We start from the raw sequence: 24,797 nt of genomic DNA on the forward strand, positions 1-24,797 counted from the left end.
TGGATTCTTCGGCCGAGTCGACAGTGACGGGAGCAAACGACTAACCTGGCGCTGCGATGCGTACGATCAAGGACGTCGAGGCCTACCTAGAGAAGCTGAATCGGCGCTACTCCGTGGTCGAAGGAGAGCGGGACACCTACCTCATTCCCACGAGCGAGGCGTTCCCGCCCATCGTGATGCGGATCGACCCGCCGCTGGTCGTTTTGCGCGTCCACATCGGGGATGCCGCGGGGGATCCGCCGCCTCTTTTTCGCAAGCTCCTCGAGCTCAACGCCGGGTCGCTGCTTCACTCCAGTTACGGGCTGGAAGCCGACCGCATCGTTCTGGCGGCCGCGCTCGAGCTCGAAAACCTCGACTTCAACGAGTTGGAGGCGACCCTCGACGAGATCGACGTTGCCTTGGCGCAACAGGTGCCGGAGCTCGCGCATATTTCCAAGCGCCAGCCGGTTACCTGAACGTCACGCTTTCGGGACAAAGTTCACTAGCGCTTCATTGGTTCAAGAGAGATCGCCCATGGGTATTTTCAGCCGTCTCGCGCAGCTCATCAAATCCAACCTGAACGATCTGATCAGCAAATCGGAAGACCCCGAGAAAATGCTGAACCAGGTCGTTTTGGACATGAACACGCAACTCGTCGAGGCCAAGAAGCAAGTGGCCGCGTCGATCGCGGACGAGAAGCGTCTCGCGAAGCAGCACGAACAAGAAGCGGCCAACGCCACCGAGTGGGAACGCCGGGCGATGATGGCACTGCGCGCGGGCAACGAGGAGCTCGCGAAGGAAGCCCTGGCCCGCAAGAAGGAACACGACCAACTCGCGACCACGTTCAAGGATCAGTGGCAGAAGCAAAAGACCGCGGTCGAGTCGCTCAAGCGCGCGCTGCGCATGCTCAACGACAAGATCGAGGAGGCCAAGCGCAAGAAGAACGTGCTCATCGCGCGGAAGAAGCGCGCCGAAGCGCAGCGGGCCATCCAGGAGACGATGAGCGGCCTGCGCGATCAGAGCGCCTTCGAGACGTTCGAGCGCATGTCGAACAAGATCGATCAGCTGGAGGCGGAGGCCGAGGCGGGCGCGGAGATCCAAGAGGAGTACACGGGCGACGTGCTGGCCTCCCAGTTCGCGCACCTGGAGAAGACGGCGGGCGCGGACGAAGAGCTGCTCGCGCTCAAGCGCAAGATGGGCCTCGCCCCCGCGGAGGAAGCTCCCGTGGTGAAGGCGGAGCCGGTGCAGGCACGGGTCGAGGCACCGCTCGATGCGGCGCCCGCGACCACGGGACCGTCGCGGGAAGAAGAGGAGCTTGCCGCGGCGCTCGAGGAGCTGGAGGCAGAGCAGCAAGGAGCGCAGCAACGAAAAGCGGGCCACTGAGCGCCATGACGCGGACCACCTACAGGAGAACGTGTGAGCGCAACTTCCACGCCGGGTAGCGACGAACCGGTCGACAAGATTCTCGAACGCCTCTCGTGCGATCCCGCGCGGGGTCTCACCCAGGCCGAGGCGCGCGCGCGCCTCGAGCGCGATGGGCGAAACGAGCTGCCTCCTCCGCCGAAGCCGAGCGCGCTCAAGCGATTTTTCAATCAGTTTGCCAACCCCATCGTCCTCACGCTGTTGGCCGCCGCGGTCATTGCGCTGATCAACGGTGCCACGCAAGACAAGACCGGCCCCTTTTTGGTTCGCTTCGGCGATGCCATCGCCATCTTCCTCATCGTCGCGCTGAACGCGGTGCTCGGTTACTACCAAGAGCAACGCGCCGAGGCCGCGCTCGATGCGCTGCAGAAGATGCAGACGCCGTCGGCGCGCGTGCGGCGCGACGACAAAGTCCTCATGCTCAGCGCCGCGGAGTTGGTCGCCGGCGACGTGCTCGAGGTCGAGGCCGGCGATGCCGTGCCCGCCGACGCGCGGCTGTTGCAGACGATCAACCTCGCCACCGAGGAGTCGTCGCTCACCGGTGAATCGGTGCCCGTGGGCAAGGACGCGCGCGAAAAGGTCCCCGCGGATGCGGCGCTGGGCGATCGCGCGAACATGCTCTTCGTCGGCTCCAACGTGGTGCGCGGAAAAGGCCGCGCGGTGGTCGTCGCCACCGGCACGCGCACGGAGCTGGGCAAGCTGTCCGAGCTGATTCGCGGTGCGGGCGGCGATCGCACGACGCCGCTCGAGGCCAAGCTGGATCAATTCGGCAAGCGCATCCTGCTCGTCTGCCTCGCGCTCAGCGTGCTGCTTTTCGCGCGCGGCATGTGGAAGGGCGATCGCCACTGGCACGAGCTGCTCCTCGAGGCCGTGAGCCTCGCGGTGGCCGCGATCCCCGAGGGATTGCCGGCCATCACGACGATCACGCTCGCCCTGGGCATGCAGCGCATGGCCAAGCGTGGTGCCATCGTGCGCAAGCTCGCGGCGGTCGAGACGCTCGGCGCAGCCACGGTCATCTGCTCGGACAAGACGGGCACGCTCACGCAGAACGAGATGACCGTCACCAAGATTTACAGCGGCCGTCGCTCCTACAAGGTGACGGGTATCGGCTACGATCCGCGCGGTAGCATCCTCGGTGACGAAGGCGATATCATGGATACGCCGAGCAAGCCGCTGCGGCATCTGCTGCAGATCGTTGCACTATGCAACAATGCGGAGCTGGACATCGACGACGAGGGAAATTGGCGTGCGGTGGGCGATCCCACGGAGGCCGCACTCCTGACGTTGTCGGCCAAGGGCGGCTTGCCCAAAGAGTCGATCCTTCCCTCGCACCAATTGCTGAAGGAGTTGCCCTTCGACAGCGATCGCAAGCGGATGACCATTCTCACGCTCGATGCCAAAGGGCGCGAGGTGGTTCACACCAAGGGCAGCGCCGACGTGCTCTTGCCGCTGTGCACGCACTTCGACGACGAAGACGGTCTGCGCGAGATGACCGCGGAGGATCGCGACTGCATCGTCAAAGAGCTGGAGCGCATGAGCAGCCAGCAGCTCCGCGTGCTCGCCGTGGCGCGGCGTATCCTTGGAACGCGCCAAGACGCGACCGATGCGACGGATCCGTCGTTCAAGGATTCCGAGCCAGAGATTGCGCCCAAGACGCTCGATCTCGAGCAGGGACTCACCTTCGTGGGCCTCGTGGGCATGATCGATCCGCCGCGCGCGGGCGTGAAGGAAGCGGTGGCGGCGTGCGCCACGGCACAAGTACGCGCGGTGATGATCACGGGCGACCACAAGTTGACCGCGGTTGCGATTGCGCGCGAGCTGGGGCTCTGGGAAGACGGCGCATTGGCGCTGACCGGCGCTGAGCTGGAAAAGATGTCGCCCGAGGAGCTCGAAAAGCGCGTGGAGGACGTGCGCGTGTTCGCGCGGGTGACCGCGGAGCAAAAGCTGCGCATCGTGCGCGCGTTCAAGAACCGCGGACACGTGGTGGCGATGACCGGCGACGGCGTGAACGATGCGCCGGCGCTTCGGGAAGCGCACATCGGCGTGGCCATGGGAAAGGGCGGGACCGACGTCGCGCGCCAAGCTGCGGACATGGTCATTGCGGACGACAACTTCGCCACCATCGTCGAGGCGGTGCGCGAGGGGCGGGCGATTTACCGCAACATTCAGAAGTTCATCTTCTTCTTGTTGTCGGCAAACGCAGGGCTCTTGGTGACGGTGTTCGTGGCTTCGTTCCTCGACGTGCCGCCGCTCACGCCGCTCATGATCCTGTGGATCAACCTGGTGACCAACGGCCTGCCGGCCTTGGCGCTCGGCGTGGACCCGCCGGATGCCACGCAGATGAGCGAGCCTCCGCGCAAGACGACCACCGGGCTTCTGACCACGCGCGAGTACCTGGGCATCCTCTACGTCGGTCTGTGGATGGGCGGGGCGGGGCTTCTGACGTACTTCTGGCCGTTCGAGCACGGGATCGGCGGCTCGTCGCGCATCGAAGAGCGCGCGGCGGCGTTCTCGCTGTTGGCGTTGAGCCCCCTCTTTCACGCACTGAGCTGCCGCTCGGCGACGATGTCCATCGCGGCGCTGAAGCCGAAGATCTCGGGCCCGTTGGCGCTGGCCATCTTGTTGAGCGGCGCGATCCACTTGGTCTCGGTGTTCGTTCCGGCGTTGCGTCCGGTGTTCCGCACGTACCTGATGACCGGCGAGGAATGGCTCATTCTGCTCTTGCTCTCGGCCTCCATCGTGCCGGGCGTGGAGCTGATGAAGCTTCTCCAACGGGTTGGCATCGGAGGCCGCACCCTCGGCCCCGTCTCACGACGAAGCACGGAAAGCTAGAATATGCGGCGAGCCTATCTCGGTCTTTTTCTCCCGCTTCTCGTGGGATGCGGGGCAGGCTCGCAGGAAGCGAAATCGCCCTCTTCGTCGAACGGGTCTCCAGGGAATGCGGGCGACGTGTCCATCGGCGATGCGGCCGTGCGTCAGGGCGGCATGTGGTCGACGGAGGAGAGCGCGCCGCCGCTGGCGAGCGCCCTCGAAGCGTTCCGCGTGGAGAAGAAGATCAAGCTCGACGGCGTCTTGGGCGAGTGGCCCGCACGCGCGCCCGCGACCACGGCGGTTCAGGGGTCCGCCGGTGAGCTGACCTTCCAGGGCGCCGTGCAGTACGACGATCAATACGTGTATGTTGCAGGCGAAACGAACGATGCGAAGTTCGTCGCGGGCAAGGACCACGCGTCGCTGACCATCGCGATTCCCGGGCCGGGCGGCATCCCCAGCGCACACGAGATCGCGTTTTTCCCGGGTAAGCCGGGTGAGACGGCGGGCCGGGTGCTCTTTGCCTTCGGCGCGAAACGCGGTGAGGTCGTGCCCGGCGCCAAGGTCGTCGAGGCACCGCACGCGGGCGGTGGCTACAGCTTCGAGGCCGTGGTGCCGTGGAGCACCTTCCCCGAGGCGCGTGCGGTCCGCGTGGGCTTGCGCGGGGTGCTCTCGTACTACGATGCCGGGGAGAAGACCGCGACGATCCTGGCCACCGGACCGGGCGACGTCGAGCACGTGACCGCCCTGCCCTCGCTGCCGACGGAGCCGGAGCAAGCGCTGATGGCGGGGTTGCTCAAGCCGCGCGGTCTCGCGGCGCGGGGTCCGACCATCGACGTGTACGCCGACGTTTTCGGCGACGGGCAACGCGAGCGCGTCTCCGTGTTCGGGCACTTCCTCACCATCGTGGGGCAAGGCTACCGCGACGGAAAAGAGTTCTTCTATCGGGACCTCGGAAGCCGCACCGTCGTGCGCGTGGACGCCCGCGATGTCACGGGCGAGGGCAAGGACGACCTGCTCGTGCGCTCCCACTTCGAGCAAGGCGGCATGACGCACGATTGGTTCGAGGTTTGGCAGATCGCCGCGAGCGGCGAGCCGGCCACGCTTTTCGGCCAGGAGATCGAGCTCGCCCGCGGCAACGCGAAGATCGCCAACAGCGTGCACGTGCACGAGCGCGAAATCGAGATTGCCGTCGACCCGGCTGCGGGGCCAGGCACGTCGTTGATTCCGACGAAGCCCGCCGAGGTGGAGCCGATCCTCACGCCGTGGGGCCCCGTGCGTTCGCGCACGTACCGCTTCGACGGGAGCAAGTTCGTCGCAAAGAACGAGGTCGCGCAGAAAGCGCAGACGCCGCCCTCCGCCGCGGCCATCGCTCCGCCATCGCCATCCGTGCAAGCGCCGGCCGCGCAAAACGCGCGCGCCGCCGTGCCGGAGAAGCGCGATCTCCTCGACCTGTACCGCCGCGAGCACAACGTCCCCGCCGATGTCGCCCCCACGGGCCAAGCGACGGTGAACCTCCGCGAGGGCCCCGTCAATGTCGTGCTCCTGGGCAACGACCTCGTGCTCTATGGCGCCGGCTTCAAAGGCGGGGCGCAGTACGCGTACCTCTCACTGCCACAATTCGCCAGCCCCGGCTCGGTGAAGGAGCTGGCCGCGCGCGATCTCAACGGCGACGACGTTCGCGATTTGATCGTGCGCGGCATCCACATCATCGCCCCGCGCCAAGGCACGACGCCGGAGATCACGAGCGAGGCGATCTTCGCCTACGAGCTGCGCGACGGAAAATTCGCGCGCCTCTTCGCCGTGGAAACCGCACGCGAACAAGGCCAAAACCGCGTGCAATCGCTCTTCCAGTTCCTCCCCGCGAAGTCCGGCGGCAAGAGCATCGACATCGAACTTCGCCCCGGCAAAGCCACCGGGTGGACGGAGAAGAGCTACCCCTGGCCCAACGAACAACCCGGCCCCGTCGAACTCCTCGTCCTCCCCTGGAGCCGTACGGCCGCGCGTTACGGGTACAACCCCACCTCGCAACGCTTCGAGCTTCTCAAGTAAGCGCTATTTCTTTCGCGCTACTTCTTTCGCCACGGATCGCCGAGCACGTCGGACGGGCGTGACGATGCGGGCGAGCCCCCTGTGGCGGGTGCGTTCGGACGGCGGATCGGCTGCACGATAGGGGCGGGCTTCGCCGGCAGCGTGGGCGGTTCCTCGGGCGGCAGCTTCTCGAGGCGCACGATGCGTTTTTCCTCGGAGCCATCCAAGGTCACCTGCTCCGTCTTGTAGCCGACATGGCTCACTTCCACGGAGACGCTCGCGCCCTCGCGCAGTTTCACGATGGGCTGCGGCCCCAGATCGACGCCGTCTTGCGACACGTGCGCATCGAGCGGCTCGGTGATGAGGACCACGAATTTCTCCGTGGGGCCGGCAACCACCTCCGGCACGGGCCGCCCGGCATTGGCGCGCGAGTCGTAGCGCCGCACGATGAAGACGATCATCACCGTGAGCAGCACCGTCGTGATCATCGCGACCGCGATGTACAACGGCACGCGCGACGGCGCAGGAGGCGCCAACGGCGGCGGCACCGACGAACCAAAGTACTCGCCCGGCGTCTCGAAGCCTTCCACGCCGGATGCCGCCAACTCGGCGGCAGCCCTGGGGTAGCCCTTCTTTTCGAGCACGTCGAGGTCGAGGATGACCTCGTCCATCGTTTGGTAACGGGCTTCGCTGCGCTTCGCGAGCAGCTTCAAAATGATGGCGTCGAGGCTGGGCCAAAACTCGGGCACCACGGTGCGCAGCGGGGCGGGCGCCCGGTACATGTGCTGCGTCAGAATGCCCATCATGTTGTCGGCGTCGAAGGGCACCTTGCCCGACGCCAGCTCGTACAGAATGATGCCCAGCGCATAAACGTCGGTGCGCGCATCCACCGTTTCGCCCGAGGCCTGCTCCGGCGACATGTAATGGGGCGTCCCGAACACAGTCCCGGCGCGCGTCAATCGCGACGCCTCGGTGCCGACTTTGGCGATTCCAAAGTCCAAAATTTTCACGAAATCGGCATTGGCGCCGCGCGACACCAAAAAGACGTTATCGGGCTTCAAATCGCGATGAACGATGCCCGCTTTGTGCGCGGCCGAAAGGCCTTGGGCAATCTGGCGCGCGATGTGAACCAGACGCGGCGGTGACATCGCGCCCTGCTGTTTCAGGGCTTCTGAAAGGCTTATGCCGTCCAGATACTCCATGACGATGTAGGCCGGGCCCTCGGGCAGCGTCCCGAAATCCGCAATATCGATGATATGCGGATTACCAATCGTGGAGGCGGCGCGCGCCTCGAGCAAAAAGCGCTCGGTGATTTCACCATCTCGCGCCACGTCACCGCGCAAGATTTTCAATGCGACTTTCTTGTCGATGACCTTGTGGCGCCCACGGTAGACGACGCCCATTCCCCCTTCGCCGATCACGCGCTCCAGGAAGTACTTACCGTCGACCGTCCTACCCACGAACGGGTCCGGCTTTTTGGAAGGCGCGCCCGACGCCGCCGTCACATCTCCCCCTTCTGCCACGGCCAAGGTCGGCTCACCACTTAGTCTACCCGGATGATCCATAGCGCGGCCCTTCAGGCCCACCAAATGATAGTGAAGTCCCCCTATAAGAGCGCCCGAATTTTTTCTGTCGTACCATCTCTCACTCGGGTCTTCCACGATTTCCTTTTGCTAGGTGCTTTCTGGCCGACGAGATCAGGCAAGGATACGGGCACGGACGTTTCACTTTTTTGCTAGTGAGGGACCGCCTAGGAGCACGATGGGGTACCCTCTCTCACTGGCCATCCGTTACATGGGCGCCAAAAAGCGCGCGTTCATTTCGGTGGGCACGGCTTTCGCGATGCTGGGTGTCATGCTCGGGGTCGCCGCGCTCTCCATCGTGATGAGCGTAACGGGCGGCTTCAAGGACCAGTTCCGCGAGAAGGTCCTCGGGGTGAATGCCCACGTGCTGGTCCTCAAGTATTCCGTGGATTTTCGCGAATACCGCGAGGTCATGCAGAAGGTCGAGCACGTCAAAGGAGTGGTAGGGGTGGACCCGTTCATCATCAACCCGATGATGGTCACCCACGGCGAACGCACGGCAACCGGCGTTCTCCTCAAGGGGGTCGACCCCGAGTTGATGCCCAAGGTGCTCGATCTGCCGAAACACATCACCGAGGGAAGCCTCGAGGGTCTGCGGCGTCCGGGTGCCGCGCCCCCCGAGCGACGGGTCGATCCGTTCTTCCGCGACGGCGCCTCGTCGGCCCCAACGACCGGTGCGGCGGACATCGATGCGGGTACCCCGGGCAACAAGCCGTTCTTGGACATGATCCGTGACGAGATCGCCAAGGACGACGCAAAGGTCATCCAGCAACCGCCCCCGCAGGGGGGGGAACCGGTGCAATCACGCCAATCGGCGGGGGGGGAGCCGTCGGAGGCCCCCGCGGGCGGCGGTTTGGTGGAGCCCGAGGGAGGCTACAAGAGCCAACTGCCCGACTCCGACGTGTTGCCCGAGGAATTCGACCCCGATCCCTGCAAGAGCGCCGAGCAAGTCGCGCGCATGCCCGGCGTGGTCCTTGGAAAGACGCTGGCCAAGCAGCTCGGCGTCGGCCTCGGAGACTGCGTCGAGGTCACCTCGCCCACCATCGGCATGGCCATCGGCGCCTCCAGCGCCCGCCCTCCCGTGGCCAAGCAGTTCCGCGTCATCGCACTCTTCGAGGCGGGGTTCGATCAGTACGACTCCAAGCTCGTCTACACCGATCTGTACGAGGCGCAGTCCTTCTATGACCAAGGAGACAGCGTCACCGGCATCGAGATGAAGGTCGATGACATCGACCATGCGAGCGCCATCTGCAAGGAGATCGACAAGCTCCTCGCCAACAGCGTCTACCGCACCATGGACTGGATGGATCTCAACCACGGTCTCTTCACCGCCCTGCTCATTCAGCAGATCGGCATGAGCGTGGTTCTCGGCCTCATCATCGTGGTCGCCGCCTTCACGGTCATTGCCACCCTCATCATGGTGGTGCTCGACAAAAAGAAGGAGATCGCGCTCCTCAAGGCCATCGGTGCACGCGACGCAGCCATCCTGCGCGTCTTCCTCTACCAAGGCGGCATCATCGGCCTGGTGGGCACGTCGCTCGGGTTGATCCTCGGTTACGGCGGATGCAAGGCGCTCGCGGCGTACGGCTTTCCGCTCGATCCGAAGGTGTACTTCATCTCGCGTCTGCCGGTTCTCATTCGGCCGAACGAATTCATCGTCACCGGCGTCGTGGCGCTCATCATCTGCCTCTTCGCCACCCTCTTTCCGGCGCTCTATGCGGCGCGGCTCCGGCCGGCCGATGGGCTCCGAGCCGAGTAACGCGCGTGGGTTATCCCCTCTCCCTGGCCGTTCGCTACATGGGCGCGAAGAAGCGCGCCTTCGTTTCGGTGGGCACCGCCTTCGCCATGCTGGGTGTCACACTCGGCGTGGCCTCGCTGGCCATCGTGATGAGCGTCACCGGAGGCTTCAAGGCGCAGTTTCGCGAGAAGGTCCTCGGCGTCAACTCGCACGTCCTCGTCATGAAGGGCGGCGACTTTCGCGAATACCGCGACGTCATGGCCAAGGTCGAGCGCATTCCGGGCGTGATCGGCGTCGATCCCTTCGTCATCAACCAGATGATGATGACCCGCGGCGATCGCAACGCGACGGGTGTGCTTCTCAAGGGCGTCGACCCCGCGTTGATGCCCAAGGTGCTCGATCTGCCGAAGCACATCGTCGCGGGCAGCCTCCAGGGGATGCGACGCCAGGGCGCGGCTCCGCCCGAACGCAGATCCCCCCCGCAGGGGGGGAAACCGGCCCGAACGACGCCCGAGGGAGGGGGGGAGCCCGCAAGGCCCACCATCGAAGAGCCCACCGAACTTCTCCCCGCGCGCGATCTCACGCCCGACGGCGGCTACAAGAGCAAACTCCCCGACACCGACGTCCTGCCCGAGGAGTTCGACCCCGATCCCTGCAAGAGCCCCGAGCAAATCGCGCGCATGCCCGGCATGGTCATCGGAAAATCCCTGTCGAAGCAGCTGGCCGCGGGCATCGGCGAGTGCGTCACCATCACCTCACCGGCGGTGGGCATCGCCCTGGGCATGTCCTCGCCGCGGCCCGCGATGGCCAAGCAATTCCGCGTCATCGCGATTTTCGACGCGGGCTTCGAGCAGTACGACGCCAAATTCGTCTACACGGATCTTTTCGAGGCCCAGGCGTTCTACGACAACGGCGACAGCGTGAATGGCCTCGAGATGAAGGTCGACGACATCGAGCGCGCCAGCGAGATCTGCAAGGAGATCGACAAACTCCTCGCCAACAGCGTCTACCGCACCATGGACTGGATGGATCTCAACCACGGACTCTTCACCGCCCTGCTCATTCAGCAGATCGGCATGAGCATCGTGCTGGGCCTCATCATCGTCGTCGCGGCCTTCACGGTCATCGCGACCATCATCATGGTAGTCCTCGACAAGAAGAAAGAGATCGCACTGCTCAAGGCCATCGGCGCGCGCGACGATGCCATCCTGCGTGTTTTTCTCTACCAGGGCGCGATCATCGGCCTCGTGGGGACCACCCTGGGGTTGATCCTGGGCTACGCGGGGTGCCGCGCCCTCGATGCGTACCAGTTTCCGCTCGACCCGAAGGTTTACTTCATCTCGCGCATCCCCGTTCTCATTCGGCCGAACGAATTCATCATCACGGGTGTCTTCGCCATGGTCATCTGCGTTGTGTCCACCCTGTTTCCCGCACTGTATGCCGCACATTTGCGCCCGGCCGACGGTCTGCGCGCAGAATGAAACGCGCAGCTCGAGCACCAGAGCCGAGAGCTTGCGTTTGACCGCCCGAGCCGCCCAAAGCTACTCTCTCACGTCCGGCTTCATCCCCCTGGCCGGCCTACCTTGAGCCGATCATGCGCTTTTTCGTTCACGTGACGCCGATCGGGAAAGTCGAGACGCAGTCGTACTGCGTCGAGGCCGACTCCTGGCAAAAGGCTCTTCAAAACGCCCGAGCCCTGCGAAAAGAAGATGCGCCCATCACCGGCTTCTCCATCGAGTTGACCGACGATGGCGGATGCCGTGCCGTGGATCCCGCGGCACGCCTTCGCTATGTCGTGAAAAAGGCGCCCGACACCGCGGTGCTTTCGAGTGAAGGAAGCATCTCCGCGCAAGCAGAGCGCGTATCTGCGGCTCCGCATGCAGGTGCGGCTGGCGCGCCTCGCAACAACGGCCGGACGCAGACCATCGGATACGGAACGACAGGTATCGTTCCCGTGCCTTCCACAGCCTCACAACCCCAAATGCGCCATTCAGAATCAGCCCCCAAAGCGGGGCTTGGGGCAGGAACGGCCCCGCAAACGGTACCCGGAGCGACGAAGTCCGCCGTCTCGGGAGAGACAGGCAACGGCTCGGAACCGCACGTTCTCTACCGTCGCGAGCAAGAGCCCACGGACGAATCGCCGCTGCTCTACCGCGAAGACGTCTACGTCATGCCCGAGGGCACGACCGAAGCGCAGGCCGAGAAGTACCTTCGCGCGCAGTTTTTGACCATCAAGGCCGTCCTCGCGAGCTCGCGCCCGGGCAAGTACGTGAACCTCGCCGTCTTCGATCACGCCTTCGAAGGCCGGCCCACCCGCTTGCCGCTCGCGACCCTCAGCTGGAAAGATTGGAAGGGACAAGAACCGACCATCATCTATCCACGCAGCGCGGGCGCGGTGTCGTTTGCGCCGTTCTCGCAGCAGCCCGCGCGGCCTGCGGGGGGCGGAGGTCGCGTGTCGGCTCCTTCCGCGCCGCCCGCGCACGAAGCCTCGGCGCCGCCTGCAGCAGCAGCTGCCGCTCAGGCCGCGCCGGTGAAGTCGATCCCGCCGTCGCTCGCTCCGCTGCTGATTCCACACGGAAGCGAAAGCGGCGTGCTCGTGGCGCCCGTGCTCAACGTCGCATCGACGCAAGAGGCCTCGCACGTCGGACCGCCGCCGTCCTCGCACGGAGCGGCTGCGCCGCCCGCGATCCTCGCCATCGGCGAAGCACTGCGCCGGGCCTCGCAGCCGCCTCCTGCACCGGCCGCGCAAGCGGGACCTGGGGCTGCGCCGACATCCTCGCCGGGCACGCAAGCGCTCTCCGGCTCCACCCCCGCACCTGCGCCGACGTTTCCCGCGAGAGGCGATGTGCCGCCTTCCTCGGATCCGGGTCGCGGTTCGTCGGCGGGCATGCGCATTCCTACGCCGGGCCGGCCTTCGCGGCCTTCGGTTTCGCTCCAGCGCGGGCGCGTGCGCGGGGACGAGCTCATCGCGGTGCTCTTCGAGGCGATGCACGACCTGCATTTCTCGCGCGACACCTTGGAGGCTTCCGAATTTTGCCTTCAGCTCGCGCTGGAGAACATCCCGTCGCGCGCGGCGTTCGCGCATTTCTACGACATCGACAAGCGTGAATACGTGATCGTCGCCACCGTCGGCGCCGGCACGCAGCAGATGATCCTGCGCCACCATCCGCCGACGGATCCGCTGCTCTCCGCGGCGATGCGCAAGCGAACGGCCATCGTCATCCCCGATGCCGCGGGCAGCCAGGAGGCGTTCGTCGAGCGCTTCGAGCAGCTCGGCGGCGCCAAGAGCATCATCGTCGCACCGGTCATGTTGGGCGGCCGTGCCCTCGCGGCCATCGAATTGCTCAACCCCACCGACGGCGCACCGTTCTCGGAGGCCGAGGGCAACGCCATGACGTACATGGGTGAGCAATTTGCCGAGTACGTCTCATCCCACGGGTTGGTGCTCGACCCGGAGCGGATCCGCCAACGCCGTCGTTAGCAAGTCGCGCTACGATGGCTGAGTCGTGGCTGGTTCCGATGCGAAACGAAGACGACGCGATCACCTGGTGAGCTTCGTGCTCCTGCCGGCGGTGGTCATTGCCGTCGGCATCCTCGCGTACTTCACCTTTCGCAGCACCCTCCAGATCGAGAACCTGCGGCAGCAATCGGTGTTCGAGGCCACCCTGGGCCTGGCCACCGAAAAGGCCGACCGCCTCGACAAGCGCATCATCGAGCAGGACAACGTCATCCTCGCCGTCGCCGATCCATCGCAGCTTCTCGAACTCACCGAGCGATGGCTCCCCACCGCCCAGCGCGAAACGCCGACGGTGCGCGCCATCCTGGTCCTCGACGAAGACCGGGATGTGCTGGCCTTCGCATCGCGCGCCACCAGCGCATGGTCCGACGAGGAGACGTTTCGCCGGCTGCTCGTGCAGAAAATGATGAACGACATGGATCTCGGCGCGCTCGGAGCACAGCCTCCGGATCAACTGAGGCACCTGCACCGCGTCTACGGCGGCCAGAGTTATCTCCTCAGCTATTGGCAGCGCATCTACCATGGCCGCCGCTACACGGTCGTCGCGTGGCACGACATCGGGCGCATCGTGAAGTACGTGCTGCCCAACCTCTACACGGAGGCGCCGCAAACGGTGGCGAGCCGCGTGAACGTCGTCGACGAAGAGGGACGCATCATCTACGGCCCGCCGCTCCGCAGCAGCCCCTTCAACGTCGACGTGAAGTTCCCGACGACGCTCTACAATTGGCGCCTGAAGGTCTCGCCCTCGGCGAGTGAGAAGTACGCGGCGAGCATCGCCAACCGCCGCTTGCTCGAGCTGGTCATGGTTCTCCTCTCTTGCGTGGTCATCGTCGCAGGCGTCGCGACCATCCTCGTCGCCGCCGAGAAAGAACGGCGCATGTCCGCGATGAAGAGCGACTTCGTGGCCAACGTGAGCCACGAATTGAAGACACCGCTCGCGCTGATCCGCATGTTCGGCGAGATGCTCCACTCGGGACGCGTCGCAAGCGACGCGAAGCGCGACGAGTACTTGAAGATCATCGTCGACGAGAGCGAACGCCTCTCGAGCCTCATCGAAAACGTGCTCGACTTTGCGCGCGCCGAACGCGGCGGCGATGCCGCGTACGACTTCGCGGAAGGCGACGTGGCCGAGGCCGTAACGCGCGCCGCCGGCGTCTACCGCCACCGCGCCGAACGCGAAGGGGTCGAGATCGTCGTCGACGTGGAGAGACCGCTTCCCGCATCACGCATCGACGAGCGCGCCATCCAGTTGGCGGTGATCAACCTGATCGACAACGCGCTCAAGTACGCCTACGGAGGCAAAACCGTGCACGTGCGCGCCGAGCGCGAGGGCCGCCAAAACGTGATTCGCGTGATCGATCACGGCCCCGGCGTCCCCGTCGAAGATCGCGAGCGCATCTTCGAGCGATTCTTTCGTGGTGCCACGTCGAACGGAGCGTCCTCGAGCGATTCGTCGCGTTCACCGCCGCGCGGCAGCGGCATCGGCTTGGCGTTGGTCAAACACATCGCCGAAAGCCACGGCGGACGGGCTTGGGTAGAGCCCAGCGCAGCCTCTCCAGGCCCCGCGCGATCGCAGGAAGTGCCGGAGCAGGCGTCCGAAACGCGCGGATCCACGTTTCTCTTGAGCATTCCGGCTTAATAACGGTATGGATCCGACCGCCTGGACCTGCCGCGCCCGCGGAAAAATCGAGCCGCGCGCGCTTTTTGGCCTCCAATGACCGGGAAGCCCAAGCAACCAAACATGCCTGGGGGCGTGCCCCGACCGAGCACACCCTTTTTTTACCCATGAACGTGTTGACCTAATGTGTGCGCGAGATATCGTCTTTTATGTAGCCACTTTTTTGGGAGTGGGAGGTCCGTCTTTTTTGAGTCATGCCGAATGAAGAAGCGAAGCTGTTCGTGGCGGGGTTGCCCGACAGCATTTCAGAAGATGTATTGAAGCAAATCTTCGAAGCGACAGGCGGCACCGTCGTCAACGTCAGTCTGCCAAAAGATCGGCAGACGGGTAGGCCACGCGGTTTCGGCTTCGTAACGCTTTCCACGTCTGGAGAGGCACAGAGTGCACGCGATGCACTCGACGGCTCCATCCAGGCCGGGAAATCGATTTCCGTGAGGCCCTTCCAAGCCGAGCCACCTCGCCGCGGTGAAGGTGGTCCTGGCATGGGACCCAGCAGTAGTGGGCCCCGAAGCGGACCTCGCGGAGGCGGCGGCGGACCGGGCGGCGGTGGCGCAGCCCCGGACCGAACCCTGTACGTCGGCAATCTCCCCTACGACTGCACGCAGCAAGAGATTGAAACGCTGATCAACGGCGTTATCAACGGTCAGGGAGAAGTGCTGCGCGTGCATCTTCCCACCGATGCGGACGGTCGCAAGCGCGGCTTCGGCTTCGTGACCATGGCGAGTGCAGAGACGGCCAAGACAGCGGCCGACTCGCTCAAGACGGCCGATCTTCGCGGTCGCCGTTTGGTCGTCAACCTTGCCCATCCCAAGGGTGAGCGTCCGGCCCGCCCCGAGGGCGGTTTCGGTGGTGGCGGCGGTGGCTATGGCGGCGGCGGCGGTGGTGGTTTTGGCGGCGGCGGTGGCGGCGGCGGGTATTTCAACCCGGGCGCCAGCTTCGGCGGCGGTGGCGGCGGCGGTGGTGGTCCCCCTCCTCCCCAGCAGCGAAAGACCTTCGACGAACGTCGCAAGAAGCACACGGGGCACAACGAAGACGGTCCGCGCAAGCGCCGTTTCGAGCGTGACGATGGTCGCGGTGGACGCGACGACGATTGGAGCACCGGCGACGACGATTAGTCAGGTTTTGGGGGGCTGCTTCGCAATGAAGCAGGATTTGGGGGGCTCCGCCTCCCCAAGCCCCCGAGAAAAGCTTCTGACATCACGTTTCTGACGTAGTGGGGAACGCCGGCGCATCTGCCGGCGTTTCCATTGGCGCTCGATGCGCCGGAGACTCTAGCTCCTCATGTATCCAAGCGTGGGCAGCGCCTATCGCTTGACTTGAGGCCCAACGGGCGTATTGTGCGCCGCCTCTCACTGGAAAAGCCATGCGCGACATCATCAAGATGACCTGCGGCAATTGCAGCCGCGCCAATTACACGACGACCAAGAACAAGCGGACCATGTCCGAAAAGTTCGAGATGAAGAAGTTCTGCCCGGTCTGCCGGAAGCACTTCCCGCACAAAGAGGGAAAGATCTCTAAGGGCTGATAGCCCATTGGAGTGAACACGCGAGATGATCTTCGACTGGCTCCACGGCCTGTTCTCGAACGACCTCGCGATCGATCTCGGGACCGCGAATACCCTCATCTATGTGAAGGGTAAAGGCATCGTCTCGTGCGAACCGTCCGTCGTGGCGGTCCAGCGCGATGCCCGCGGTGGCAACAAAGTGCTCGCCGTTGGCCGCGAGGCCAAGGAAATGCTCGGGCGCACGCCAGGAAATATCCGGGCGGTGCGCCCGTTGCGTGACGGCGTCATTGCCGACTTCGAGATCACCGAAGCCATGCTTCGGTATTTCATCGCGCGGGCCCACAACCGCCGCACCCTCGTCAAACCGCGCATCATCATCTGCGTCCCCTTCGGCATCACCGAAGTCGAGAAGCGCGCAGTGAAGGAAAGCGCGGAAAGCGCCGGTGCGCGCGAAGTCTATTTGATCGAAGAGCCCATGGCCGCCGCGATCGGCGCGGGCCTGCCCATCACCGAGCCAAGCGGAAACATGGTCGTCGACATCGGTGGAGGCACCACCGAGGTCGCGGTCATCTCACTGGCCGGCATCGTCTACTCGCAGAGCGTGCGCGTCGGCGGCGACAAGATGGACGAAGCGATCAGCGCGTATTTGAAGCGCAAGTACAACTTGGCCATCGGCGAGCAAACGGCCGAGCGCATCAAGATGCAGGTCGGCAACGCCTACCCGCTCGACACGCAGCTCACCACCGAGGTCAAAGGTCGCGACTTGGTCGCGGGCGTCCCCAAGACGGTCATCGTCAACTCCGACGAGATCCGCGAGGCGCTCACCGAGCCGACCAACTCCATCGTCGAGGCCGTGCTCCTCGCCTTGGAGAAGACGCCGCCGGAACTCGCGGCCGACATCGTGGACAAGGGCATCGTGCTCACCGGTGGTGGTGCGCTTTTGTCGAACCTCGATGTGCTCTTGCGCGAAGAGACGGGCCTGCCCGTGATGGTTTGCGACGATCCGATCAGCGCCGTCGTGCTCGGCAGCGGCAAGACCTTGGATCACATGGAACTTCTGAAGGAAGTCACCATCGGGTAGGAATGGGGCCGTAGTCGATGTCCCCTGCCCTCAAACGCTACCGAGATATCGCGATCGTCGTCGTCCTGCTGACGGTGCCGTTCTTCTTTCTTCGTTCGAATATGAAGAAGCCGGAGAACTTGAACCCTCTGGACCGCGTCATTCTGCGTATCAGCGCGCCCATCGAATACGGCGCCGCCACCTTGGCGCGCGGGATCTCGCACGTGGTGAGCGACTACGTGTACCTGGTCGACGTCAAAGCCGACCAGGATCGGCTCTCGTACGAGAACGCTCGCCTGCGCGAACAGGTGCAAAAGCTCTCCGCGCAGCAGGTGGAGAACCAGGAGCTGCGCCGCCTCTTGCAGCTTCGCGAGACGACGCCGGCGGACACGGTCAGCGCGCTGGTGGTCGCCAAAGATTTCACCGAGTTTTTCCGGGTGACGCGTGTGGTGCTCGACCGCGGCTCACGCGACATCCGCGTGCATCAACCGGTCATCTCGCCCGACGGGGTCGTGGGCGCCGTGGTTCGCGTCAATGGCGACGAAGTCGACGTGCAGCTCTCCGTGGATGCCGCCTTCGGCATCGACGTGGAGGACGAGCGCACCCACGCACGCGGGTTCGTGCGCGGCACGGGCGACCCCGCGCGCTACGCGTGCAAAGTCGAGATGGTCGACGCACGCGACGAAGTGCAAGTGGGCGACCTCATGGTCACCAGCGGCAAGGGCAAGTGGTTTCCCCGCGGCATCCCGGTGGCGAAGGTCACCAAGGTCGTCAAACGCGAGCTCGGCCGCGATCAAGAGGTGGAGGCTTCCCCCACGGTCAATTTCTCGCGACTGGACACCGTGCTCATCCTCGTCACGCCTCCCGCGGAGGAATCACTCGATTCGTCGCCGCGCAGTGCCTCGCAGAACACGAGGCAGAAATAGCCATGCGCAATACGGCGTTCTTCCTGGCTGGCATGCTCCTCCTCCTCGTCCAGAGCAACCTGTATCGCGTGCTCTGGTGGGTGCACGTGCCCGGGCTCGTTCCTTCGCTGGTGCTGCCGCTCATCCTCTTCATGGGCGTGCACGAGTATTCGCTCGCGCGAGGTGCGGGCGTGGCGTTCGTGCTCGGCTACGCGACCGATCTCGTGGGCATCGCGCCGGTGGGGCTCTACACCTTCACCTACGTGGCCATTTTCGTCCTGGTGCGTGCCGCCGGCGTGCGCCTCGCCGCGCAGACGGTGCTCATGCAAGTGGCCCTCGCCCTCGTCGCAACGTTGGTGCATAGCGTGATGGTGCTCGGTCTCATCGCCATCTTCGGCCGCGATGCCTACGTCCCGCGCGCGATCTACCCCATGGCGCTGCCGCACGCGCTCGCCACCGCCGCCATCGCGCCGCTCGTCTTCCGAGTCTCGCGCAGGTTGCACTCGGCCACGTCGACGGCATCGCACGTCGAAGCGAGGGGCACATGAGCGATCTTCTCGTCACACGCTCGGACGTCGGTGAGTTCCGCAGGCGCTACAAGTATTTCGTCCTGGTCGTGCTCGTCGCCTTCTTGGCGGTCATCGTGCGACTCTTCCAGCTGCAGGTGATCGACAACACGAAGTTCGCGGGCATCGCGCACGAGAACATCATCCGCCGCGTCACCCTGGCGACCACCCGCGGCGTCATCCGCGATTCGCAGGGAAAGATCCTCGCCTCGAGCCGCCCCGCCTACAACGTGTACATCGTCCCGGGCCGTGTGATGCCCAGCGCGCGCCCCATCCGGCGCGGCAGCTCCGAGGCCGACGAGCCGGATAGCTGGCCGAAAATCGCGGAGACCTTGCGCTTGAACCCGGACGAGCGCTCCCGATTCGACGAACGCATTCGCAACGCCTGCCGCACCGACGAGAACAAGTCGCCGTGCTGGCGATCCATCTTGGTGCGCGAAGACCTGTCGCGCGACATCGTCGCCGAGGTCAAGCAGCACCAAGTCGAGCTTCCCGGCGTCGAGGTGGTGAGCGCGCCCGTGCGCTACTACCCGTACAAGAACCTGGGCTCGCACGCGCTCGGCTACGTCACGGAAATCGACGCGGAGACGCTCGAGCGCTTCCGCCCCGAAGGGTACGAGTCAATGCAGCTCGCCGAGCGCCAGAAGGTCAACCCGCTCGGCTACGAGGCGGGGGATCAGTTCGGCGCCACGGGCATCGAGCGCGCCTTCGAGAGCACGTTGCGCGGGCAGCGCGGCTGGGAGAAGCGCGTCGTCGATGCGCACGGCCGCTACCGCACCGGCCCCGAGGCCGCGCGCCTCATCGACGCACCGGCGAGGCAGGAGCCCATCCCGGGGCGCGATCTGCGCGTCACCATCGACATCGAGCTGGAGCAGGGCATCGAGAAGGCCATGCGCGCGCAGCTGGCCGGTGCGGCGGTCGTCATCGACGTGCGCACGGGCAGGCTGCTCGGCTTGTACTCGAAGCCCGACTTCGACCCGAACGACCTCTCCGGCGGTGGCGGCAAGGAACGTTTCCGCGAGACGATGCGCAAACTGCGCGACGATCCGCTGCGCCCCATGCTCGACAAGGCGATGAGCGGTGCGTTCCAACCAGGTTCGACCTTCAAGCCGTTCTCGGCACTCGCAGGCCTCGAGGACAAGACGGTCAACCCGGACGAGCGCGAGCGTTGCGACGGCTACCTCTACTTCGGGCGCCGCGTCTTTCACTGCAAGCACGTGCACGGGCGCGTGAACATGCGCGAGGCCATCGGCGAGTCGTGCAACATCTACTTCTTCAAGCTCGCCCAGGCCGTCGGTATGGACCGCATGGCCAACATCGCCCACGAGTTCGGCCTGGGCGTGCGCACCGGCATCGGCGTCAATCCGGAGGCCTCGGGGCGCATTCCTACGCGCTCGTGGTACGCGCTGCGCTACCGCGGGCAGTACCGTATCGGCTTCGCGTTGAACACCGCCATCGGGCAGGGTGACACCGCCGTCACGCCGCTGCAGCTCGGGCTCGCGTACGCGGCGCTGGCCAACGGCGGTACGCTGTACCTGCCCCAGATCGTGCGCACGGTGGAGGCGAGCGACGGCTCCGTGGAGCAAGATTTCCCGCCGCGCGTGCGCCAAAAGGTGAAGATCGCACCGGAGAACCTGCAGCGCGTGACCGACTCGCTCTGGTCCGTGGTGAACGACCCCAAGGGCACGGCGTACGCCGTGCGCGACGACTTTCTCGAGGTCTCCGGCAAGACGGGCACCGCACAGAACGAAGTGCGCAAGCCGCCGGAAGACGATCCGAAGCGCGCTTGGTACTACCAGAAGGACCACGCGTGGTTCGTCTCGTACTACCCGTCGCGCGCGCCGGAAATCGCGGTGGTCGTGCTCGTCGAGCACGGCGGCGCAGGTCCGACCATCGCCGCGCCGATCGCGATCAACATCATCCGCGACTACGCACGCATCAGCGCCGCACGTGCGGGCCGTCCGCCGCCGCGCACCTCGAAGAGCACGAACACGCCGGCCGCCGGTGCCCACGGCAACGCCGCCGCAGCGCCCAAGCCTGCGGAGCCTCCCCCGCCGCCGCCCCCTGCCCCGGCACCGGTCACGACGGATCCTTCGATGCTGGAAGATCCCGCCACGCCCACGGAGCCTCCGGCACCATGATCGGCCGGATGCTCACGCGTCCGCGCGATCATTTCGACTGGACGCTCTTTCTCATCATCAGCGGCCTCGGCGTCATCGGCGTCGTCAACCTGTACTCCGCGACGAGCGTCGCCAAAGCGTCCCTGTCCGATCTGTACATCCAGCAGGTCTACTGGTTCGTGGGCGGGGGCATCCTCGCCACCGCCATCGCGGTCATCGACTACCGGCACTACGAGCGCTTTGGGTATGCGCTGTACGCCTTCGGCATCGTCCTGCTCTTGCTCGTGTTCGTGCTGGGGCGCGACATCCGCGGCTCGTCACGGTGGATCTACTTTGGCTCGTTCGGCTTTCAGCCGAGCGAGTTCATGAAGCTTTTCCTCATCATCGCCCTGGCCAAGTACCTTCACGACGACCCGAAGAGCGAAGGCCGCCGCCTCACCGATCTGGTGCTTCCCGCCATGATCGCCGGCGTGCCGACGTTGCTCGTGCTCAAGCAGCCCGACCTCGGGACCGCGCTCATCCTCGGGCTCATCTTCGTCTCGATTTGCGCGCTCACCCGCATCCAGTGGAAGAGCATCGTCACCTTGGTCATCGGCGGCGCCGTGCTGCTCCCGGTGCTGTGGACGTACGTGCTCAAGGATTACCAAAAGCGGCGCATCACCGCCTTTCTCGATCCGGAGAAGAACCTGCTCGGCTCCGAATGGCAGGCGCACCATGCGCGGGTGGCCATCGGCAACGGCGGTTGGGGCGGCCAAGGCTTCATGCGCGGCACGCAGAACCAGTTCCAGTTCTTGCCCGACCAGCACTCGGACTTTCCCTTCGCCGTGTTCGCCGAGGACTGGGGATTCTTCGGCGGTCTCGTGCTCGTCTTCCTCTATGCCTTCCTGGTGATCTGGGCCATCCGCATCGCCGCCACCGCGAAGGATCGCTTTGGCGCCGTTTTGGCCATCGGTGTCGGCGCGCTCATCTTCTGGCACGCGTTCTTCAACCTCGGCATGGTCGTCGGCATCCTCCCCGTCGTCGGCGTCACCCTGCCGCTGTTCTCCTACGGCGGCTCCAGCGTGCTCACGATTCTGCTCGGCATCGGCCTGCTCATGAACGTGGCCATGCGCCGCTACGCCGTCACACCGAGCCGCCGCGGCTTCGACGACTGATCATTCCACGCGCCTGAGTTTCGACTCCAGCAGGGTCTCGTCCTCCGCCTCGGCGATGGCCGTGAAGGAGGTGCGCACCTCCGGGGCGACGCTGGCCATGGAGGCGATGCGAAGGCGTTCACGGCCGTCGGCATCGAGCACGGGCCGCAGGGCCAACGCGGCACCGATGCGCACCGTCGGCGCGACAGAACCATTTTCGACCTTGTCCCATAGCTCTTGGTGCGTCACCGCGGCGATCCGGTAGTGATCCGCCTCCGCACTGGTCAGCGCGGCAGCCGCGTGCATCCACGATTTGACGTCGCGCCCACCGCGCGCAAGCAGCGCGTGCGTCTCCCCTCGCCCGCCCCCGCGCGCCCGCGCCTGCTGCAGCGCATCGTACACACGCGCACGGACCTCCGCGGCTTGCCCGCCGCTCTCCGAGGAGGGAAAGCGAATCGAAATCGGCGCGCCCGAGCGCAGCGCAATCGTGAGCTTGCCTTTGCCCTCGACGACCTCGTCGAGGTTCGCATAGGCCACGAACCGCGGGCCGTGCCGGTCGATCAACAAGAGCCCGTCGGCGCCGATCTCGAGTCGTACGCGCATGAGGTACGGCACCACGATCGAACCGGCGATCACGAATGCGAGACCACCCAGCTGAGGAACGTCGGCCAGCGCGGGAAACGGCGACAGGGCTGCGATGATCCATCCCGCGGCCGCCATGGCAATGGTGGCCGGGGCTTCGGGGTACGCGAGGTTCGTCCCGACGAATGCAGCCGTCCTCGAGCGCTGGGGATCGGCCGTCCCCAAAGCCATCAGGATGCGGGTCGCCGACGGCGCGTCCGGCGCCTCGATGTCGATCGGCGCTCGGGCGGTCCCGCATGCGATGCGCACCCGATTCGGATCGACGGGCACCGGCCGAAAAGCCAGCACGACCGCATGCCGCGACGCCACCATGGCACCGTCGAGAAACACGCCGCGCGCATCGATGGAGAGGACGCCCTTCTTGCGGACGGGCTCCGCACTTCGAAGCACGCCGAACGTCCACGCGACGATGATGAGCGGGGCGGGCAGCAGATCCATCCACCAGACGAGCCCTGCCATCAGGGTCGACATCGAGAGCCATCGCGCCAGCGCCGGGTGCCCACCGGTCCATACCTGCATCCCATCGATGGAAGAAGAAGGACTCTCGGCCACCTCTTCGAGCGTGGGTCGCGTCCCTTGGCCGCGCAAGCCGGTCCGCGGCATCGCGCCGTTTTGACACGATGATACATTAATTATACCTTTGTATCATTCCTGACGAAAGGGGCGCTGGCCATGAGGACGCTGGGACCGGGTTCGCTCGTGTGGAAGTTTGCTGGCGATCGGCGCATCCACTTCGTCGCGGGAAGGGCGCTTTGCCTTCAGGTTGCGCACCCGACGGTGAGCGCAGGGGTCGCGCAATTTTCGGACTACCAGAAGAACCCTTACGCCCGCTTGGCACGCACGCTCGCCACGACGTACGGCATCGTCTACGGTGAAGAGCGCGCCCTCGAAGCCGCCCGCGCACTGCGCAAAATGCACGAACGCATCCGCGGGGTCGATGCGCACGGTCACGCGTGGCATGCGCTCGAACCCGGCGCATTCGCCTGGGTGCATGCGACGACGTTCGAGTCGCTCGCGTGCATGTGCCAACACTTCGCGCGCCCGCTCGACCGCCTCGAGATGGCGAAGCTCTACGACGAGTTCCGTGTGCTCGGCCACATGTATGGCGTCACCGACGACGATCTTCCGCGCCACCTCGAGGACTTCTTTTCTTACTATCGGGACATGCTCGAACGAAAACTCGAACATACCGAGACGGCCAAGGGCCTTCTCGCGTACATCAAGAGCTCCACGCCGCCACCGCCCGGCTGGCACGATCGCTGGACCCCCGCGTTCCGAACCGCGGGCGCGTTCAACCATTTCGTCACCGTCGGGCTCCTGCCGGAAGTCCTTCGCGAACGCTGGGGTCTGCACTGGAGCGCGACCGATGGCGCCGCACTGCGCATGTTCGAGGTGGCCGTGCGTGCGGGGTGGGCCCTCGTTCCCTCGCGGCATCGCTACCATCCCGCAGCCCAGGCGGCGTTCGCGCGCGCAGCCCGCACATGAAGGCCTCGGCCAAGTCGAAGGCGGCACCGCCCGTCGATGCCCAAAAAGAGGACGACGACGTAGGCGCGCGCATCCTGGACGCGGCCCGCGATCACTTCGCGCTGGTCGGGCTGCGGCGCACGAGCATGGAGGACGTGGCCAAGCGCGCGGGCATCTCCCGCATTACGGTGTACCGGCGCTTTCCGAACAAGGCCGAGCTCACGCAGGCGGTCATGCTGCGCGAAGCGCGCCTCGCCTTTGCGAAAATCGAGGACGGCCTGCACGAGGCTTCGCTGGAGGATGCGCTGGTGGAAGGCTTCGTGCGCACCTTGCAAATCGGCCGCGCGCACCCGTTGGTCACGGGCCTGCTGGCGACGGAGCCGGAGGTCATCCTTCCGTACTTCACGCTCGATGCATCCCCCATCTTGGCAACCGCCACGGCCTTCCTCGCCGACCGGCTGCGGCGGAAGACGCGCGAACTGGATCACGCGACTGCCGTCCCTCTTGCGGAGGTGCTCGTGCGCATGACCGTGTCGTTCTTGCTCACGCCGAAGGGCGCCGTGGACCTCTCGAGCGAGAAGCAGATGCGCGCGTTCGCGCGGCGCTACATCGTCAAGTGGGTGCGCGCGTGGGTTCCCGTTTCGTGA

The 24,797-nt window shown here is 65.4% G+C and carries 19 protein-coding genes; 17 read left to right on the forward strand and 2 right to left on the reverse strand.

Annotation, left to right across the window (positions count from 1 at the left end):
• Positions 1 to 56 precede the first annotated feature (56 nt).
• The 4 genes from LVJ94_36310 to LVJ94_36325 are packed head-to-tail and all read left to right on the forward strand — an operon-like array spanning position 57 to position 6,261.
• Positions 57 to 455: a YbjN domain-containing protein gene (locus tag LVJ94_36310; protein ID WXB02367.1), complete on the forward strand. Its 399-nt coding sequence runs from the start codon at positions 57 to 59 to the stop codon at positions 453 to 455.
• A gap of 58 nt (positions 456 to 513) precedes the next feature.
• Positions 514 to 1,362 carry a PspA/IM30 family protein gene (locus LVJ94_36315; protein ID WXB02368.1) on the forward strand — a complete coding sequence of 283 codons (849 nt, stop codon included), beginning with the start codon at positions 514 to 516 and terminating at the stop codon, positions 1,360 to 1,362.
• 33 nt (positions 1,363 to 1,395) lie between these two features.
• The gene (locus LVJ94_36320; GenBank protein ID WXB02369.1) at positions 1,396 to 4,233 is read left to right on the forward strand and encodes a cation-translocating P-type ATPase; all 2,838 of its coding nucleotides are present in this window, start codon (positions 1,396 to 1,398) and stop codon (positions 4,231 to 4,233) included.
• Between the two features lie 3 nt (positions 4,234 to 4,236).
• A complete protein-coding gene (locus tag LVJ94_36325; protein ID WXB02370.1) occupies positions 4,237 to 6,261 on the forward strand; it encodes a hypothetical protein in 2,025 nt (674 codons plus the stop codon).
• Between the two features lie 17 nt (positions 6,262 to 6,278).
• Here LVJ94_36325 and LVJ94_36330 read toward each other — a convergent pair whose 3' ends face one another.
• Positions 6,279 to 7,763, reverse strand: a complete 1,485-nt coding sequence (locus LVJ94_36330) for a serine/threonine protein kinase (GenBank protein ID WXB10778.1) — start codon at positions 7,761 to 7,763, stop codon at positions 6,279 to 6,281.
• 238 nt (positions 7,764 to 8,001) lie between these two features.
• Here LVJ94_36330 and LVJ94_36335 point away from each other — a divergent pair, with 238 nt between their 5' ends.
• From LVJ94_36335 to rodA, 11 genes are all read left to right on the forward strand, one after another.
• A complete protein-coding gene (locus LVJ94_36335) occupies positions 8,002 to 9,582 on the forward strand; it encodes an ABC transporter permease (GenBank protein ID WXB02371.1) in 1,581 nt (526 codons plus the stop codon).
• A gap of 5 nt (positions 9,583 to 9,587) precedes the next feature.
• Positions 9,588 to 11,042 carry an ABC transporter permease gene (locus LVJ94_36340; protein WXB02372.1) on the forward strand — a complete coding sequence of 485 codons (1,455 nt, stop codon included), beginning with the start codon at positions 9,588 to 9,590 and terminating at the stop codon, positions 11,040 to 11,042.
• Between the two features lie 113 nt (positions 11,043 to 11,155).
• A complete protein-coding gene (locus LVJ94_36345; GenBank protein ID WXB02373.1) occupies positions 11,156 to 13,042 on the forward strand; it encodes a GAF domain-containing protein in 1,887 nt (628 codons plus the stop codon).
• A 25-nt stretch (positions 13,043 to 13,067) separates the two neighbouring features.
• Positions 13,068 to 14,717 carry a HAMP domain-containing histidine kinase gene (locus LVJ94_36350; GenBank protein WXB02374.1) on the forward strand — a complete coding sequence of 550 codons (1,650 nt, stop codon included), beginning with the start codon at positions 13,068 to 13,070 and terminating at the stop codon, positions 14,715 to 14,717.
• Positions 14,718 to 15,238: 521 nt separating this feature from the next.
• Entirely contained in the window at positions 15,239 to 15,871 is a 633-nt protein-coding gene (locus LVJ94_36355) for an RNA-binding protein (protein ID WXB02375.1), read from the forward strand.
• A gap of 248 nt (positions 15,872 to 16,119) precedes the next feature.
• Positions 16,120 to 16,281, forward strand: a complete 162-nt coding sequence (gene rpmG / locus LVJ94_36360) for a 50S ribosomal protein L33 (GenBank protein WXB02376.1) — start codon at positions 16,120 to 16,122, stop codon at positions 16,279 to 16,281.
• Positions 16,282 to 16,306: 25 nt separating this feature from the next.
• Positions 16,307 to 17,341 carry a rod shape-determining protein gene (locus LVJ94_36365; protein WXB02377.1) on the forward strand — a complete coding sequence of 345 codons (1,035 nt, stop codon included), beginning with the start codon at positions 16,307 to 16,309 and terminating at the stop codon, positions 17,339 to 17,341.
• A gap of 17 nt (positions 17,342 to 17,358) precedes the next feature.
• The gene (gene mreC / locus LVJ94_36370; GenBank protein ID WXB02378.1) at positions 17,359 to 18,246 is read left to right on the forward strand and encodes a rod shape-determining protein MreC; all 888 of its coding nucleotides are present in this window, start codon (positions 17,359 to 17,361) and stop codon (positions 18,244 to 18,246) included.
• Between the two features lie 2 nt (positions 18,247 to 18,248).
• Positions 18,249 to 18,773, forward strand: coding sequence for a rod shape-determining protein MreD (mreD, locus tag LVJ94_36375; protein WXB02379.1), 525 nt, complete (start codon positions 18,249 to 18,251; stop codon positions 18,771 to 18,773).
• Positions 18,770 to 20,932, forward strand: a complete 2,163-nt coding sequence (gene mrdA / locus LVJ94_36380; GenBank protein ID WXB02380.1) for a penicillin-binding protein 2 — start codon at positions 18,770 to 18,772, stop codon at positions 20,930 to 20,932. The genes mreD and mrdA overlap by 4 nt, the downstream gene beginning before the upstream one ends.
• Complete coding sequence (gene rodA, locus LVJ94_36385) at positions 20,929 to 22,065, forward strand: rod shape-determining protein RodA (protein WXB02381.1); 1,137 nt, start codon at positions 20,929 to 20,931, stop codon at positions 22,063 to 22,065. Before mrdA ends, rodA begins: the two co-directional genes overlap by 4 nt.
• Here the strand turns inward: rodA and LVJ94_36390 are convergent, their stop codons facing one another.
• Complete coding sequence (locus LVJ94_36390) at positions 22,066 to 23,289, reverse strand: hypothetical protein (GenBank protein ID WXB02382.1); 1,224 nt, start codon at positions 23,287 to 23,289, stop codon at positions 22,066 to 22,068.
• Positions 23,290 to 23,358: 69 nt separating this feature from the next.
• Between LVJ94_36390 and LVJ94_36395 the strand changes: the two genes are divergently transcribed.
• Both LVJ94_36395 and LVJ94_36400 read left to right on the forward strand, forming a co-directional pair.
• The gene (locus tag LVJ94_36395) at positions 23,359 to 24,171 is read left to right on the forward strand and encodes a DUF2236 domain-containing protein (protein WXB02383.1); all 813 of its coding nucleotides are present in this window, start codon (positions 23,359 to 23,361) and stop codon (positions 24,169 to 24,171) included.
• Positions 24,168 to 24,797, forward strand: a complete 630-nt coding sequence (locus LVJ94_36400; GenBank protein WXB02384.1) for a TetR family transcriptional regulator — start codon at positions 24,168 to 24,170, stop codon at positions 24,795 to 24,797. The genes LVJ94_36395 and LVJ94_36400 overlap by 4 nt, the downstream gene beginning before the upstream one ends.

This window comes from Sorangiineae bacterium MSr11367, from assembly GCA_037157805.1.
Classification (GTDB): domain Bacteria; phylum Myxococcota_A; class Polyangia; order Polyangiales; family Polyangiaceae; genus Pendulispora; species Pendulispora rubella.